Consider the following 16513-nt stretch of genomic DNA (forward strand, 5'->3'; position numbering starts at 1 on the left):
CATGCCGAACAGATTCGCCGATATCAGGCCCGTTGGGAATCCGACAGGCTGCTAGTGCGCTGATTCCGTAGTCCCTCCGGTCTGTTGGGATCGGAGGCGGAGGCGCTGGATGGCGGCGAGGATGTCGTCGGCGGACTTGGTCCAGCGGAAGGGCTTGGGGCCGGCGTGATGGGCGTCGATGAAGGTGCAGAGGCTGGCTTCGAGTTAGGGGTGCAGCGGTGAACGCTGCGGCGGAGCTGGCGCTCGGCCAGGAAGGCGAGGCTGGGTGCGGTCAAGTGCCTTGATCTGGGACTTCTCGTCCACGCACAGCACCAGGGCGCGCTCAGGCGTGGCCATGTACAGCCCGACGGTGGTGCGCACCTTCTCGACAAAGCGTATCGCCGCCGACCTCCTCCGGGCGCTCGCCGCGGCGGTTCCTTACAGGACCCACGCCGTGCTCACCGACAACGGCACGCACTTCACCGAGCCCACCGGCGATGGCCGGACGCCCGGGGATATCCGGCCGATGTCGGCCCGCAACGAGCCCTTCCTCTGCCATGCCTTCGAACTTGCCTGCGCCGAGCTCGGTGTCGAGCAGAGGCTCACCAAGCCACGCCATCCGTGTACGAACGGTCAGGTCGAGCGCATGAGCCGCACCGTCAAGGATGCCACCGTCAAGCGGTTCTCCTACGAGAGCCACGGCCGGTGGTGCCAGCACCTCGCCGACTTCGTCGCCGCCTACAACTTCGCCCGTCGGCTGACGACCCTGCGTGGCCTCAACCCCCTACGAAGCCATCTGCAAAGCCTGGACGGACGACATCTCCAGCTTCACCCATGAACCCGCACCACCAAATCTGGGGACAGAACAATTACAGCAAGCTCCGATCAGCTGAGATTACCTGCTCGGAGGTATCAGCTCGGTCCAGCATTTCGCTCTGGGCTTTCCGTTTCACGCCATCCAGCGCCAGCCGGATATGCAGGGCCACGATCTCCTGCGGGGCCAGGCGCCCGTCCGCCCGGTACCAGGTGCAGACCCCGGTCAGCATGGCGAGCATCGCATAGGCGCTGATCCGCGCATCGCCGAAGCTCAGCAGCCCTGCCGCCGCACCTTCCTCCAGCAGGGCGATCAGCCGTGCCTCGTACTGGTGCCGCATGCCGATGATCCGAGCCGCATTGGGCGGGTCGAGGGCGCGCAACTCGAAATTGGCGATGTAGACCTCGCGCTTCCGCTCAAGATGATAGAGAACGTGGTGACCGATGAAGGCCTCCAACCGGGCGAGGAGATCCGGTCCCGCCGCGGCGAGAGCCGCATCCGTCTGCTCCAGCAGCGCCGTCATGTGCTCCAGCATCAGGTCGAAGAGCAGGCTCTGCTTCGTCGGCATATGGTTGTAGAGCGAGGCGGGGCTGATGCCGACCGCCGCCGCCAGCTCGCGGAGGTTCATCGCGGCGAAGCCCTGCTCATGGATCAGCCGCAGCGCAGCCCGGCGGATGGCCGCCGCCGTGCGCTCGCCATTCGATCCCGTGATGCGGGCCATGCTGCCGGACGCCTCCCTCGACGGCGCACAGGCTGGGGCGCGAAACCTCTTGCGGTCAACCGATAAACGAACATATGTTCGTTTAGTAGCGGGGGCCATAACCCCGCCAGGGAGGGACCGATCGTGGCTGCATCTGCGCCCCATCGCCTGCATCATGGCTGAGTCCGGCGCGGCTCTCCTCGCTGCCGAGGGGGTGACGCTGCGCTTCGGCGGCGTGCGGGCGCTGACCGACGTCTCCTTCGAGGTGAAGGCGGGCGAGGTCTTCTCCATCATCGGGCCGAACGGCGCCGGCAAGACCTCCATGGTCAACTGCATTTCCGGCCGCTACCGTCCGACCTCCGGGTGCATCCGCTTCGGCGGCGACGACATCACCCGCCTGCCGACGCGCAAGCGCGCCGCCATCGGCATCGGCCGCACCTTCCAGAACCTGGCGCTGTTCGGCCATATGAGCGTGCTCGACAACATTATGGTTGGCCGCCACCACCTGATGCGGCACGGCTTCCTCACCGGCATGCCCTACTGGCTCGGCGGGGCGCAGCGCGAGGAGATCGCGCATCGGCGCGAGGTGGAGGAGATCATCGATTTCCTCGAGATCCAGCATGTGCGGAAGGCGCCAGCCGGCACGCTCTCCTACGGCTTGCGCAAGCGGGTGGAGCTGGCCCGCGCGATCGCCCTGCGCCCGAAGCTGATCCTGCTCGACGAGCCGATGGCGGGGATGAACCTCGAGGAGAAGGAGGACATGGCTCGCTACATCCTCGACCTCAACGAGGAATGGGGCATGACCGTCCTGATGATCGAGCACGACATGGGCGTGGTGATGGACATCTCCCACCGCGTCATGGTGCTCGACTTCGGCAAGAAGATCGCCGAGGGCTCGCCGCAGGAGGTGCTGGCCGACCCGCATGTGCGGCGCGCCTATCTCGGCGAGGCCGACGAGGTGGTGAGCGAGCCCGAGGAGGCCCTCGCGCCATGACCGAGGCCGATACCCTGCCGAAGCTGCTCGCCCGGAACGCCGCCGCGGCGGGGCGGGAGGTGGCGATGCGTGAGAAGCACCTCGGCATCTGGCGCGCCTTCACCTGGGGCGAGGTGGAGGCGCGGACGCGGAGCATCGCGCTCGGCCTGCGCGCGCTCGGCCTCGGCGCCGGCGACGTGATCGGCCTGATCGGCGACAACCGGCCGGATTGGGTGATGGGCGAGGTCGCCGCCCATGCGATCGGCGCCCGCTCGCTCGGCATCTACCGCGATGCGCTGGACGACGAGGTCGCCTACCTGCTCGAGCACAGCGGCGCCGCGGCGGTGATCGCCGAGGATGAGGAGCAGGTCGACAAGCTGCTCAACATGGCGGGCCGCGCGCCGGCCCTGCGCCACATCCTCTACATGGACCCGCGCGGCATGCGGAAGCATGCCGACACGCGCCTCATGCCGATCGAGGAGCTGGTGCGGCGCGGCGAGGCGGCGCATGCGGCGGATGGCGGCGCCTATGCCGCGCTGGTCGCCGCGACACGGGGCGAGAACGTGGCGATCCTCTGCACCACCTCCGGCACCACGGCGCGGCCGAAGCTCGCCATGCTGCAATCCGGCGCGCTGATCCGCCATTGCGCCTCCTATATCGGCGCCGACCCGAAGGGCCCGGAGGACGAGTATGTCTCCGTCCTGCCACTGCCCTGGATCATGGAGCAGATCTACGTCCTCGGCTTCGGCCTGCTGGCCCGGATGAAGGTGAACTTCGTCGAGGAGCCGGAGACGATGATGGCCGATTTCCGCGAGATCGGCCCGACCTTCGTTCTCTTCGCTCCGCGCCTCTGGGAGCAGATCGCGGCCGATGTGCGGGCGCGGGTGATGGATGCCTCGCCGCTGAAGCGCCGCATGTTCGAGCTCGGCATGCAGCGGGGCCTCGCCTCGCTCGACCAGGGGCGGCGTTCGGGCCTTGCCAACCAGCTGCTGTTCCGGGCGTTGCGCGACCGGCTCGGCTTCAGCAATCTCCGCTCCGCGGCGACGGGCGGCGCGGCGCTCGGGCCGGATACCTTCCGCTTCTTCCTCGCCATGGGCGTGCCGCTGCGCCAGCTCTATGGCCAGACGGAGCTGCTCGGCGCCTACACGATCCACCGGGCGGCGGATGTGAATTTCGACACGGTCGGCGTGCCATTCGACGAGAGCGTCGAGATCCGCATCGACCAGCCGGACCATAACGGCGTCGGCGAGATCGTAACCCGCCATCCCAACATGTTCTGCGGCTACCTCAACCAGGGCGAGCCGGGCGACATCCGGGACGGGTGGATGCATACCGGCGATGCCGGCTATTTCGACAAGGCCGGCCACCTGGTGGTGATCGACCGTATCAAGGACATCGCCACCACCAGCCGGGGCGACCGCTTCAGCCCGCAATACATCGAGAACAAGCTGAAATTCAGCCCCTATGTCGCGGAGGCCGTGGTGCTCGGCGACGGACGGCCGCACCTAGCGGCGATGATCTGTATCCGCTTCCCCATCGTCTCGAAATGGGCGGAGCGCAATCGCATCGCCTTCACCACCTATACCGACCTCTCGGCCCGCGACCAGGTGCTGGAGCTGCTGCGCGGCGAGGTCGCGCGGGTGAATGCGACCCTGCCCGAGCCGCAGCGCATCCGCGACTTCGTGCTGCTCTACAAGGAGCTCGACGCCGATGACGAGGAGCTGACGCGGACGCGCAAGGTCCGCCGCGGGGTCATCAACCAGAAATATGCCGACATCATCGCCGCGCTTTATGGCGGCGAGCAGGCGATCCCGGTGGACACCACCATCGCCTTCCAGGACGGCACGCGGCAGCGCATCCGCACCACCCTGCGCGTGGTCTCGATGGATGATGCGCCGGCCCTGGCGCAGGCGGCGGAGTAGGACGATGGACTGGACGCTGCTGCTGCAACTGACGCTCAACGGACTCATCGTCGGCGCGCTCTACGGCGTCGTCGCCATGAGCTTCGTCTTGATCTACAAGGCGAGCCAGGTGGTGAATTTCGCCCAGGGCGAGTTCCTGCTGGTCGGCGCCTGGGTCTGCTGGTGGCTGCTGACGGAATGGCAGCTGCCCTTCTGGGCCGGCTTCCTCGTCACCCTTGCCTTCATGACGCTGTTCGGGATGATCCTGCAGGTGGTGGTGCTGCGGCCGCTGATCGGCGAGCCGGTCATCAGCGTCATCATGGCGACGATCGGCCTCGGCATCTTCTTCCAGGCCCTGATGAAGTGGATCTTCGGCGTCTTCGCCAAGCCCTTCCCGCCGATCTTCAGCACGGAACGGGTCAACCTCCTCGGGCTCGAGGTGCAGACGGCCTATCTGATGTCGCTCGGCATCTCGATCCTCATCATGGCCGGCTTCGCCTGGTTCTTCACCGCCTCGAAGCACGGGCTGGCGATGCGGGCGACCGCCTTCGACCAGCAGGTGGCGCAATCCCTCGGCATCTCGGTGCCGAAGGTCTTCGCGATGTCCTGGGCGATCTCTGCCGTGGTCTCAGCGGTGGCCGGCGTGGTGGTGGGGGTGGTGAACGGCGTCTCCTCGGCGCTCTCGTTTTACGGCATCAAGGTCTTCCCGGCCGTGATCCTCGGCGGGCTCGACAGCGTCATCGGCGCGGTGATTGGCGGGCTGATCGTCGGCGTGCTGGAGAACTGGGCGCAGTATCTCGATGCCGGCTGGCTGAACTGGGGCAACATGGTGACCATCGCGCCCTTCTATGCCCTCATCGTCATCCTGCTGATCAAGCCCTACGGGCTGTTCGGCACCAAGAACATCGAGCGCGTCTGATGGACCTCGCACCGGCCGGCGATTACCGCAGCAGCTACCGGGAGGACATGACGATCTTCCCGACGCGGAACAGCCGCCGGGCGCTCCTGCTCGGCCTGGTGCTGGCCTGCGCGTTGCCCTTGCTGCTCGGCCGCTATGAGCTCGGCCTGCTGATCAATATCGGCACCCTGGGCATCGCAGCGCTCGGCCTCAACATCCTGGTCGGCTTCACCGGGCAAATCAGCATCGGCCATGCCGCCTTCTTCGGCTTCGGCGCCTTCGCCTCGGCCTGGCTGCATGAGCGCTGGCACATCCCGGTGGCCCTCTGCATCCCGATCGCCGGGGTGATGACGGCGCTGGTCGGCCTCGTCTTCGGCGCGCCGGCCGGGCGGCTGAAGGGCCTCTATCTCGCCATTGCGACGCTCGCCGCGCAGTTCATCCTCGAGGACTTCTTCGCCCGCGCCCAATGGTTCACCGGCGGCGTCGCCGGCCGCATCACGGAGCCCTTCGCGCTCGGCAGCTGGGTGGCGGACCGGGAGGAGAGCTACTTCTACGTCGTCCTGGCCTATGTCGTCGTGATGTATCTCGGCGCCGCCAACCTGATCCGCACGCGGGACGGCAGGGCGCTGGTCGCGGTGCGCGATCATTATCTCAGCGCGGAGGTGATGGGCATCAACCTTGCCTATTACCGAACGCTCTCCTTCGGCATTGCCTCCTTCTATGCCGGCATCGGCGGCGCGCTCTACGCGCACTACCTGCTCTTCGTCAGCGTCGAGGCCTTCAACATCCTGTTCTCCATCCAATTTCTCGGGATGGTCATCATCGGCGGCCTCGGCAGCGTGATGGGCAGCCTCATGGGCGCGGCCTTCATGGTGCTGTTGCCGGAGGTGGTGCAGGCGGGGGCGGACCTGCTGTCGGGCAGCGCCATAGACCGGGCGCTGAAGCTCGGCGCCTCGATCTCGTTCCTGCGTGAGATGGCCGTGGGCGCCGCGATCATCCTCTTCCTGATCTTCGAGCCGGACGGCCTCGCGCGGCGCTGGCGCCTGATCAAGTCCTACTGGAAGCTCTACCCGTATTCACATTGATGGGGAGGACAATAATGGCCATGAGAACGACGATCCTTGGCATGGCTGCCGCCATGGCGCTCGCCCTGCCCGCGGCGGCCCAGCCGATCCCGGTCGGGCATCTGATGGACCTTTCCGGTGCCACCAGCGATGTCGGGACCCCCTTCGCCCAGGGCGTCAACGATACCTGGGCCTGGATCAACCGCAGCCGCAACGGCGTCGCCGGGCGGCAGGTGAATGTCCTCGCCTTCGACTACGGCTACCAGGCGCCGCGCGCCGTCAGCCAGTACCAGGCCTGGAGCCGCGACCGCGTCGTCGCCATTAATGGCTGGGGAACCGCCGACACGGAGGCGCTGGTGCGCTTCGTCACGCGCGACCGCGTGCCCTATGTCTCCGGGTCCTACTCGGCCGCGCTGACCGATGCCGGCGGCAAGTCCGGCCGGCAGGGCGTCGAGCCGGCGCCCTACAACTTCTTCTATGGTCCGTCCTATTCCGACTCGCTGCGGGCCATGCTGATCTGGGCGGCGGAGGACTGGAAGACGCGGGGCGGGCAGGGGAAGCCGAAATACGTCCATATGGGCGGCAACCACCCCTATCCGAACTCGCCGAAGGCGGCGGGCGAGACCCTGGCGGCCGAGCTCGGCTTCGAGGTGCTGCCCGCGGTCGTCTTCGCCCTCACCCCGGGCGACTATACGGCGCAGTGCCTGACGCTGAAGAACCAGGGTGCCAACTACGCCTATCTCGGCAATACCGCGGGCTCCAACATCTCCGTCCTGCGCGCCTGCCAGGCCGCCGGCGTGACCGTGCAGTTCATGGGCAATGTCTGGGGCATGGACGAGAATGCGATGAAGGCCGCGGGCACGGCGGCGAACGGCGTCGTCTTCCCGGTGCGCACGGCGGCGGTCTGGGGCCAGCAGGCGCCCGGCATGGCGAATGTGCAGGCGATCAGCCGCATCTCCGACCAGGCCGGCACCACCTATCGGCCCGTGCACTATCTCGCCGGCATCTGCAGCGCCATGCTCCTCGCCGAGGCCATCGACACTGCGGCGGCGAATGGCGGCCAGGTCACGGGCGAGCGGATCCGCGACGGGTTCTACGCGCGGCAGAACTGGGTGCCGAGCGGCTTCGACGGCGTCTGCGCACCCTCCAACTTCACGCCGACGGACCATCGCGGCCAGCTCAGCGTCGCGCTCTATCGTGCCCGCGTCAGCGGCGACACCAGCCAGGGCAGCGTCGGCGAACTGATGCAGAACGGCACGATGCGGGTGGAGGCGGTGAAGACCGTGGTGCTCGACCGTCGCGCAGACTGGCTCGGCTGGTAGCCTGCCATGGAGGCCGCGCCGCTGCTCGAGGTCAACAACATCGAGGTCGTCTACAACGACGTCATCCTCGTGCTGCGCGGCCTGTCGCTGAAGGTGCCGCAGGGCAAGATCGTTGCCCTGCTCGGTGCCAACGGTGCCGGCAAGTCGACCACGCTGAAGGCGATCTCCGGCCTCCTCAAGACCGAGGAGGGCGAGGTCACCCGCGGCGAGATCCGCTTCGCCGGCGAGCGGATCGACGGCGTCGACCCGCACATGATCGTCCGGCGCGGCATCTTCCAGGTGATGGAGGGGCGCCGCATCGTCGCCGACATGACCTGCCTCGAGAATCTCCGTCTTGGTGCCTTCACCCGATCGGACAACGAGGTGAAGCCGGATATCGAGCGGGTCTACGGCTATTTCCCGCGCCTGCGCGAGCGGACGGGCCTCGCCGGCTACCTCTCGGGCGGCGAGCAGCAGATGCTGGCGATAGGCCGGGCGTTGATGGCGCGGCCGAAGCTCATCCTGATGGATGAGCCATCCATGGGCCTGTCCCCGTTGCTGGTGAAGGAGGTCTTCGCCATTATCCGCAGGCTGAACGAGGAGCTTGGCATCACCATCCTGCTGGTCGAGCAGAATGCACGCATGGCTCTCTCCATTGCGAGCTATGCCTATGTGATGGAACAGGGAAAGGTGGTGCTCGATGGCACGGCGGAGGCGCTGTCGAGCAACGAGGATGTGAAGGAATTCTACCTCGGTGGCCATGGCGCCGAGCGCAAGAGCTTCAAGAACCTGAAGAGCTACAAGCGGAGGAAGCGGTGGCTCTAACGGAATATTTCGACGCGCTTGAGACCCGAAGCGCGGACGAGCGCGAGGCGGCGCAGGCTGCGGCACTGGCGAGGCAGCTTGCCCATGCCCGCGCCCATGCGCCGCATTATGCGGCCTTGCCCGACGGGCCGCTTGCCATCCTGCCGGTGACGCGGAAGTCCGACCTCCTGGCGCAGCAGGCGGCGGAGCCGCCCTTCGGCGGGGCGGTGGCGACGCCCTTCGGCCAGTTGGCCCGCGTCTTCGCCTCGCCCGGGCCGGTCTACGAGCCGGAGGCCGCCGTGCCGGATTACTGGCGCTACGCAAGGGCGCTGCATGCGACAGGGTTGCGCCCCGGCGAGTTGCTGCACAACTGCTTCGCCTACCATTTCACCCCGGCCGGCAGCATGCTGGAAGGCGGCGCGCGGGGGCTCGGCTGCCCGGTCTTTCCCGCGGGCACCGGCAATACCGAGCTGCAGGCGCAGGCCGCGGCGCAGCTTCGCCCGCGCTGCTACAGCGGTACGCCCGACTTCCTCAAGACCATCCTGGAGAAGGGCGACGCGCTCGGCCTCGACCTCTCCTCGCTGAAGCTCGGCCATGTCACCGGCGGCGCCTATTTGCCGAGCCTCCGCGCCTGGTATGCGGAGCGCGGCCTGACGGTGCTCCAGAGCTACGGCACGGCCGATCTCGGCCTCGTGGCCTATGAGAGCCCGGCACGCGAAGGGCTCATCATCGACGAGGGCGTCCTCCTCGAGATCCTCCGCCCCGGCACCGGCGACCCGGTGCCGGACGGCGAGGTGGGCGAGGTCGCCGTCACCACGCTCAACCCGCATTACCCGCTGATCCGCTTCGCCACCGGCGATCTCTCCGCCATCCTGCCCGGACAGTCGCCTTGCGGCCGCACCAACCGCCGCATCCGCGGCTGGATGGGCCGGGCCGATCAGGCGGCGAAGGTGCGCGGCATGTTTGTCCGCCCCGAGCAGGTGGCGGCCGTGCTGCGGGCCGTGCCAGGCGTGGGCAAGGCCCGGCTGGTCGTCTCGCTCGATGGCGAGCGCGACGCCATGTTGCTGCGTGCCGAGGCGCCGCCCGAATCGGCCGGTGCGCTGGCCGAGGCCCTGCAAGCCGCGACAAAGCTACGTGCCCAGGTCGAATGCGTTCCGCCCGGCACCTTGCCGAACGATGGCAAGGTGATCGACGACACCCGCCCGGTGCCCGGCTGATGCTGCCGCAGGGCAACAGTTACGAGGCGATCCGCAGCGCCTTCCGCTGGCAGGTGCCGGAGCGCTTCAACATCGCCGCAGCCTGCTGCGACCGCTGGGCGGATGGCAGCGGACGTCCGGCCCTGTTGCACCTTCGTGCCGATGGCAGCACGGAGCGCATCAGCTTCGACACGTTGCGGGGCGAGAGCAACCGCCTTGCCAATGTGCTCGCCGCGCATGGCATCCGCCGCGGCGACCGGGTCGGCGTGCTGCTGCCGCAGGTGCCGGAGGCGGCGGTCGCGCATCTCGCCATCTACAAGCTCGGTGCCATCGCCGTGCCGCTTTTTCAGCTGTTCCAGGAGCAGGCGCTGGAATACCGGCTGCGCGATTGCGGCGCCGCTGCGCTGGTGACGGACGGCGTCGGGCTGGCGAAGCTGCCGGGCCTCGACCTGCCCGACCTGCGGCTGGTGCTGAGCGCGGACGGGGCAGGGCAGTGGGCAGGCGACCTCCGGCTGGAGATGGCGCGGGCGAGCGACGCCTTCGCGCCCTGCGACACGGCGGCCGAGGACCCGGCCGTCATCGTCTACACCTCGGGCACGACCGGCGCGCCGAAGGGGGCGCTGCATGCGCATCGTGTCCTGCTCGGCCATCTGCCGGGTGTGGAGATGCCGCAGGACCTCTTCCCGCAGAAGGGCGACCTGTTCTGGACGCCGGCGGACTGGGCCTGGGTGGGCGGCCTGTTCGACGTGCTCCTGCCAAGCCTCTACCACGGCGTGCCGGTCCTCGCGCATCGCATGGCGAAGTTCGACCCGGAATTCGCCTTCCGCCTGATGGCGGAGCACGATGTCCGCAACGTATTCCTGCCGCCCACGGCCTTGAAGATGCTGCGGATGGTGCCGAATCCGACGCGCTTCGGCGCCCGGCCGCGCAGCATCGGCAGCGGCGGCGAGACGCTCGGCGCGGAGCTGCTGGACTGGGGCCGCGCCGCCTTCGGCCGCACGATCAACGAGTTCTACGGCCAGACGGAGTGCAACCTCGTCCTCTCCTCCTGCGCGGCGCTGATGCCGGCACGGCCGGGATGGATGGGCCGCCCGGTGCCTGGCCATGACGTGGCGGTGGTGGATGCCGAAGGTCGCGTACTGCCGCCCGGGCAGCAGGGCATCATCGCCATCCGCCGGCCCGATCCGGTGATGTTCCTCGGCTACTGGAACAAGCCCGAGGCGACGGCGGCGAAATTCGCCGGCGACTGGCTGGTGACCGGCGACCAGGGCGAGCGGGACGAGGAGGGCTGGTTCCGCTTCATCGGGCGCGACGACGACGTCATCACCTCGGCCGGCTACCGCATCGGACCGGGCGAGATCGAGGATTGCCTGGCCGCCCACCCCGCCGTCGCCCTGGCCGCCGTCATTGGCCTGCCGGACCCGCTGCGGACGGAGGCCGTCACCGCCATCGTCGTCCCGGCGCCCGGCGTCGCCGCGGATGAGGCGCTGGCCCGCGCCCTGCAGGACCATGTGAAGACGCGGCTCGCCGCGCATGCCTATCCACGCCTGGTGCATTTCACCGATGCGCTGCCGCTGACCGCCACCGGCAAGGTGATGCGCGGCGAGCTGCGGCGCCGCTATACCAAAGGAGAGGGCTGATGCCCGGCAATGTCACCATCCCGAGTCTCGATCACGGGCTCGGCGAGGAGATCGACGCGCTGCGCGAGAGCGTGCGCGGCTACGCCGACAGCCGCATCGCGCCGATCGCGGCGGAGATCGACCGCACCGATGAGTTCCCGCACCATCTGTGGCCGGAGATGGGGGCGCTCGGCCTGCACGGCATCACCGTCGACGAGGAGCATGGTGGCGCCAATATGGGCTACCTCGCCCATTGCGTGGCGATGGAGGAGGTGAGCCGCGCCAGCGCCTCGGTCGGGCTGTCCTACGGCGCCCACTCGAACCTCTGCGTCAACCAGATCGCCCGCAACGGCAATGCCGAGCAGAAGCGGCGCTACCTGCCGAAGCTCATCAGCGGCGAACATCTCGGTGCCCTGGCGATGAGCGAGCCCGGTGCCGGCTCGGACGTCGTCTCCATGCGGCTGCGCGCCGACAAGCGCGGCGACCGCTACGTGCTGAACGGCACCAAGCTCTGGATCACCAATGCGCATTACGCCGAGACGCTGGTGGTCTATGCCAAGACCGACCCCGAGGCCGGGCCGCGCGGAATCACCGCCTTCCTGATCGAGAAAGGCTTCAAGGGCTTCCGCCCGGCGCAGAAGCTCGACAAGCTCGGCATGCGCGGCTCCCCGACATCGGAGCTGGTCTTCGAAGATTGCGAGGTGCCGGAGGAGAATGTCCTCGGCCGGGTGAACGAGGGCGTGCGGGTGCTGATGTCGGGGCTCGACTACGAGCGCGCCGTGCTCGCGGCCGGCCCGATCGGCATCATGCAGGCCGCGCTCGATGTCGTCGTGCCCTATATCCATGAGCGGAAGCAGTTCGGCCAGCCGATCGGCGAGTTCCAGCTCATCCAGGCCAAGGTCGCCGACATGTACACGGCGCTGAATGCCTGCCGCGCCTATGTCTATACGGTGGCACGATCCTGCGACCGCGGGCAGACCACGCGGAAGGACGCGGCGGGCGCCATCCTCTATGCCGCGGAGGCGGCGACGCGCATCGCCCTCGACGCCATACAGATCCTCGGCGGCATGGGCTACATCAACGAGACGCCGACCGGGCGCCTGCTGCGCGATGCGAAACTCTACGAGATCGGCGCCGGCACCAGCGAGATCCGCCGCATGCTCATCGGCCGCGAACTCTTCCGCGAGACGGCATGAGCGTCCTTGCCTCCGCCATCGACACCCGCGGCGCCGAATTCCGCGCCAATGCCGAAGCCATGCGTGCCCTCCTCGCCGAGCTTGGCGGGCACACCGCGCAGGCCGCGCTCGGCGGGCCGGAGGCAGCGCGCCAGCGCCATGCCTCACGCGGCAAGCTGCTGCCGCGCGAGCGGGTGGAGCGCCTGCTCGACCCCGGCACGCCCTTCCTCGAGCTCTCGCCGCTCGCGGCCCATGGCATGTACGGCGGCGAGGTGCCGGCCGGCGGCATCCTCACAGGCATCGGCCGCGTCGCTGGGCAGGAATGCGTCATCGTCGCCAATGATGCGACGGTGAAGGGGGGCAGCTACTACCCGATCACGGTGAAGAAGCATCTCCGTGCGCAGGAGATCGCGCTGCAGAACCATCTGCCCTGCCTCTATCTGGTCGATAGCGGCGGCGCCAACCTGCCCAACCAGGACGAGATCTTCCCTGACCGCGAGCATTTCGGCCGCATTTTCTACAACCAGGCCAATATGTCGGCCCGCGGCATCCCGCAGGTGGCGGTGGTGATGGGCAGCTGCACCGCGGGCGGCGCCTATGTGCCCGCCATGTGCGACGAGGCGATCATCGTCAAGGAGCAGGGCACCATCTTCCTCGGCGGCCCGCCGCTGGTGAAGGCCGCGACGGGCGAGATCGTCACCGCGGAGGATCTGGGCGGCGCCGACGTGCATACCCGCCTCTCCGGCGTCGCCGACCATTTCGCGCTGGACGACATGCATGCGCTCGGCCTGGCGCGGCGCATCGTCGGGCGGCTGAACCGGCGGAAGGAGGCGGGCCTCCACCTCGCCGCGCCGGTGCCGCCGCGCTATGACCCGGCGGAGCTGCACGGCATCATCCCGCAGGATGTGCGCCAGCCCTATGACGTGCGGGAGGTCATCGCCCGCATCGTCGACGGCTCCGAGCTCGACGAGTTCAAGGCCCGCTACGGTACCACGCTGGTCTGCGGCTTCGCCCGCATCTGGGGCCATCTGGTCGGCATCCTCGCCAATAACGGCATCCTCTTCTCGGAGTCGGCGCAGAAGGGCGCGCATTTCGTGGAGCTGTGCAGCCAGCGCGGCATCCCGCTGCTCTTCCTGCAGAACATCGCCGGCTTCATGGTCGGCCGGAAATACGAGACGGGCGGCATCGCCAAGGACGGCGCCAAGCTCGTCACCGCCGTCGCTACCACCGCCGTGCCCAAATTCACCGTGTTGATCGGCGGCAGCTTCGGCGCCGGCAACTATGGGATGTGCGGCCGGGCCTATTCGCCGCGGCTGCTCTTCACCTGGCCCAACAGCCGCATCAGCGTCATGGGCGGCGAGCAAGCGGCGAGCGTGCTGGCCACCCTCCGCCGCGACAACATCGAGGCCAAGGGCGGCAGCTGGCCCGCCGAGGCGGAGGTCGAGTTCAAGGCGCCGATCCGCGCGCAATACGAGGCGCAGGGCTCGCCCTACTATGCCACCGCGCGGCTCTGGGACGACGGCATCATCGACCCCGCCTACACGCGTGACGTGCTGGGCCTCGGTCTGTCCGCCGCCTGCAACGCGCCGATCGGGGAGACGCGCTTCGGCGTGTTCCGCATGTGATCAAGACGCTCCTCATCGCCAATCGCGGCGAGATCGCCTGCCGCATCATCCGCACCGCGCGCCGCCTCGGCATCCGCAGCGTCGCCGTGTTCTCCGAGGCGGATGCGCGGGCGCAGCACGTCCTGATGGCCGATGCCGCCTATCCGATCGGCGCCGCTCGGGCGGCGGAGAGCTACCTCCGCATCGACCGCATCCTCGCCGCGGCGAAGGCGAGCGGGGCGGAAGCGATCCATCCCGGCTACGGCTTCCTCTCGGAGAATGCCGAATTCGCCGAGGTCTGCGCCGCCGCCGGCATCGCCTTCGTCGGCCCACCGCCGGCCGCCATCCGCGCCATGGGCAGCAAGGCGGAGTCGAAGCGCCTGATGGAGGCCGCCGGCGTCCCCATCGTCCCCGGCTATCATGGCGAGGCGCAGGAGGAGGCGCGGCTTTCGGCGGAGGCCGCGCGCATCGGCTTCCCCGTGCTGATCAAGGCGAGCGCCGGCGGCGGGGGCAAGGGCATGCGCCCCGTGCCGCGGGCCGAGGACTTCGCCGCGGAACTGGCCGGTGCCCGCCGCGAGGCCAGCGCCGCCTTCGGCGATGACCGCGTGCTGCTCGAGCGCTACCTGCAGAAGCCGCGCCATGTCGAGGTTCAGGTCTTCGCCGACAGCCACGGCAACACCATCCACCTCCACACCCGGGACTGCTCCGTCCAGCGCCGCCACCAGAAGGTCTTGGAGGAGGCGCCGGCCCCCGACCTTCCGCCGGCGCTGCGCGAGCGGCTGCACGACGCTGCCATCGCCGCGGCGCGGGCGGTCGGCTACGTCTCGGCCGGCACGGTGGAGTTCATCGTCGAGGGCGAGGACGCCTTCTTCATGGAGATGAACACCCGCCTCCAGGTCGAGCACCCGGTGACGGAGATGGTGACCGGCCTCGACCTCGTGGAATGGCAGCTGCGCATCGCGGCCGGCGAGCCGCTGCCGCGGCGCGAGCCGCCGCCGACCCGGGGCCACAGCGTCGAGGTGCGGCTCTATGCCGAGGATCCGGCGCAGGACTTCCGGCCCTCCACCGGCCCGTTGCGCCGCTTCCGCCTGCCGGAGCCCGCGCCCGACCTGCGGATCGAGAGCGGCGTCGTCGAGGGCGATGCCATCACCCCGCATTACGACCCGATGATTGCCAAGCTCGTCGCCTGGGGCTCGGATCGCCCGGCGGCGCTTGCCCGGCTCTCGGCGGCGCTGGCGGAATGCCGCATCGCCGGCATCACCAGCAATCTCGGCTTCCTCGCGCGTCTCGCGGCGCATCCTGCGATGCTGGCGGGGGAGCTCGATACCGGCTTCGCCGGGCGCCATGCCGGGGCCTTGCAGCCGCCGCCCGGCCCGGCGCCGCGCCTGGCCATCGCCGCCGCGGCGCTCGAGGCGCTGCTGCCGCCGGCAGCCCCGCCGCAGGATCCGTGGGACCGCCGGGATGGCTGGCGTCTCCAGGGTGCCGGGTCCCGCCTCCTGCTGCTCGCGGATGGGGAGGCGGTGCATCGCCTCCGCCTCACCGCCGCCGGGGCAGGGTGGGAGGGCGACCTGCCGCTGTCCGGCCGCCGCCTGCCGGATGGCGCCCTGCAGGTGGTGCTCGACGGCACCGCGCATCGCGTCCCGCTCCTCCGCGATGGCGATGCCGTGCAGGTCATGCTGCCGGAGGGCGAATGGAGCCTGCGCTGGCTCGACCCCTATGCGCCGCTGGGCGGCGAGGCTGCCGGTGCCGGCCGGCTCTCCGCCCCGATCCCTGGCCGCGTCGTCCAGGTCCTGGTCCAGCCCGGGGAGGCGGTCACCCGCGGCCAGGTCCTCGCCGTGCTCGAGGCGATGAAGACGGAGCTTCGCATCACCGCCCCGGCCGATGGCGTCGTCGCCCATATCGGCTGCGCGCCCGGCGACAGCGTGGAGGAGGGGGCGGAGCTCGTCACCCTGGCCGCCGCCGACTGAGCAGGCCTCGCCTCAGCGCATGCGTAGGGGATTCCGCAGCAGCAGCCCGGCGTTGCGCATGGCGACGCCGAGATTCAGCGCCTCCGGCATGGCCGCATAGGCAGCAGCCGGCGGCAGGTAGCGCAGCAGCAGGCCGAGCGCCTGGCTCCGGCTGCCGCGCTGGGCGAGCGCCATGACCAGCAGCAGTTCCGCCTCGTTCGGCGTGGATCGTGGGCAGAGCGGGCAGCCGATGCCCGGCATCCCATGCGCGCTCACCGCCCGGAGCAGCGCATCGAGCGGCCGCAGCGCCGCCGTCGCATCCTCGGCGATGAAGGGCAGCCGCATCGCGGCCAGTGTCGCGGCGCCGGTGCGGGCCGCGAGGGCCCAGCGTCGCATTCCTTCCAGCAGCAGCGCCTCGGCGGGTGGCAGCTCGGCAGTCTCTGTATCGGCCCAAGGCCAGGCGGGAAGGCCATGCGTCGCCATATCGCTCTCTCCGACGGAGGGGAGAGGCTATCGCAACTGAGAACCATTCGCAAATA

At 69.1% G+C, this 16513-nt stretch carries 13 protein-coding genes and 2 pseudogenes; 12 read left to right on the plus strand and 3 right to left on the minus strand.

Translation table 11 applies throughout. The features are described 5' to 3' along the window. Positions 1-228 precede the first annotated feature (228 nt). A pseudogene (locus AC5JJ1_RS06015) lies at positions 229-372 on the minus strand (IS630 family transposase); the annotation flags it as partial. Between AC5JJ1_RS06015 and AC5JJ1_RS06020 the strand changes: the two are divergent. Then, a pseudogene (locus tag AC5JJ1_RS06020) lies at positions 365-846 on the plus strand (integrase core domain-containing protein); the annotation flags it as partial. The pseudogenes AC5JJ1_RS06015 and AC5JJ1_RS06020 sit on opposite strands and share 8 nt — an antisense overlap. A 2-nt stretch (positions 847-848) precedes the next feature. Here the strand turns inward: AC5JJ1_RS06020 and AC5JJ1_RS06025 are convergent. Beyond that, complete coding sequence (locus AC5JJ1_RS06025; RefSeq protein WP_495784200.1) at positions 849-1514, minus strand: TetR/AcrR family transcriptional regulator; 666 nt, start codon at positions 1512-1514, stop codon at positions 849-851. A gap of 154 nt (positions 1515-1668) precedes the next feature. On the opposite strand from AC5JJ1_RS06025, the gene AC5JJ1_RS06030 reads away from it, so the two are divergent. The 11 genes from AC5JJ1_RS06030 to AC5JJ1_RS06080 are packed head-to-tail and all read left to right on the plus strand — an operon-like array spanning position 1669 to position 15995. Next, positions 1669-2487 (plus strand): ABC transporter ATP-binding protein, encoded by an 819-nt coding sequence (locus AC5JJ1_RS06030; RefSeq protein ID WP_495784201.1) that lies wholly within the window; start codon positions 1669-1671, stop codon positions 2485-2487. Then, positions 2484-4388 (plus strand): long-chain fatty acid--CoA ligase, encoded by a 1905-nt coding sequence (locus tag AC5JJ1_RS06035; RefSeq protein ID WP_495784202.1) that lies wholly within the window; start codon positions 2484-2486, stop codon positions 4386-4388. Before AC5JJ1_RS06030 ends, AC5JJ1_RS06035 begins: the two co-directional genes overlap by 4 nt. Before the next feature lie 4 nt (positions 4389-4392). Next, the gene (locus tag AC5JJ1_RS06040; RefSeq protein WP_495784203.1) at positions 4393-5286 is read left to right on the plus strand and encodes a branched-chain amino acid ABC transporter permease; all 894 of its coding nucleotides are present in this window, start codon (positions 4393-4395) and stop codon (positions 5284-5286) included. Next, on the plus strand, positions 5286-6350 hold the full coding sequence (locus AC5JJ1_RS06045) for a branched-chain amino acid ABC transporter permease (protein ID WP_495784204.1): 1065 nt from the start codon (positions 5286-5288) through the stop codon (positions 6348-6350). The genes AC5JJ1_RS06040 and AC5JJ1_RS06045 overlap by 1 nt, the downstream gene beginning before the upstream one ends. A 20-nt stretch (positions 6351-6370) precedes the next feature. Then, positions 6371-7651: an ABC transporter substrate-binding protein gene (locus AC5JJ1_RS06050; protein ID WP_495784205.1), complete on the plus strand. Its 1281-nt coding sequence runs from the start codon at positions 6371-6373 to the stop codon at positions 7649-7651. 6 nt (positions 7652-7657) lie between these two features. After that, positions 7658-8455 carry an ABC transporter ATP-binding protein gene (locus AC5JJ1_RS06055; RefSeq protein WP_495784206.1) on the plus strand — a complete coding sequence of 266 codons (798 nt, stop codon included), beginning with the start codon at positions 7658-7660 and terminating at the stop codon, positions 8453-8455. After that, positions 8446-9651, plus strand: coding sequence for a phenylacetate--CoA ligase family protein (locus AC5JJ1_RS06060; RefSeq protein WP_495784207.1), 1206 nt, complete (start codon positions 8446-8448; stop codon positions 9649-9651). The genes AC5JJ1_RS06055 and AC5JJ1_RS06060 overlap by 10 nt, the downstream gene beginning before the upstream one ends. Continuing rightward, a complete protein-coding gene (locus AC5JJ1_RS06065; protein WP_495784208.1) occupies positions 9651-11270 on the plus strand; it encodes an acyl-CoA synthetase in 1620 nt (539 codons plus the stop codon). The genes AC5JJ1_RS06060 and AC5JJ1_RS06065 overlap by 1 nt, the downstream gene beginning before the upstream one ends. Further along, positions 11270-12445, plus strand: a complete 1176-nt coding sequence (locus AC5JJ1_RS06070; protein ID WP_495784209.1) for an isovaleryl-CoA dehydrogenase — start codon at positions 11270-11272, stop codon at positions 12443-12445. Before AC5JJ1_RS06065 ends, AC5JJ1_RS06070 begins: the two co-directional genes overlap by 1 nt. Then, on the plus strand, positions 12442-14049 hold the full coding sequence (locus AC5JJ1_RS06075; RefSeq protein WP_495784210.1) for a carboxyl transferase domain-containing protein: 1608 nt from the start codon (positions 12442-12444) through the stop codon (positions 14047-14049). The genes AC5JJ1_RS06070 and AC5JJ1_RS06075 overlap by 4 nt, the downstream gene beginning before the upstream one ends. Further along, positions 14046-15995 carry an acetyl/propionyl/methylcrotonyl-CoA carboxylase subunit alpha gene (locus AC5JJ1_RS06080; protein WP_495784211.1) on the plus strand — a complete coding sequence of 650 codons (1950 nt, stop codon included), beginning with the start codon at positions 14046-14048 and terminating at the stop codon, positions 15993-15995. The genes AC5JJ1_RS06075 and AC5JJ1_RS06080 overlap by 4 nt, the downstream gene beginning before the upstream one ends. Before the next feature lie 12 nt (positions 15996-16007). On the opposite strand, the gene AC5JJ1_RS06085 is transcribed toward AC5JJ1_RS06080, so the two are convergent. Next, positions 16008-16457: a hypothetical protein gene (locus tag AC5JJ1_RS06085; protein WP_495784212.1), complete on the minus strand. Its 450-nt coding sequence runs from the start codon at positions 16455-16457 to the stop codon at positions 16008-16010. Positions 16458-16513: the final 56 nt, after the last annotated feature.

This window comes from Belnapia sp., from assembly GCF_059504005.1.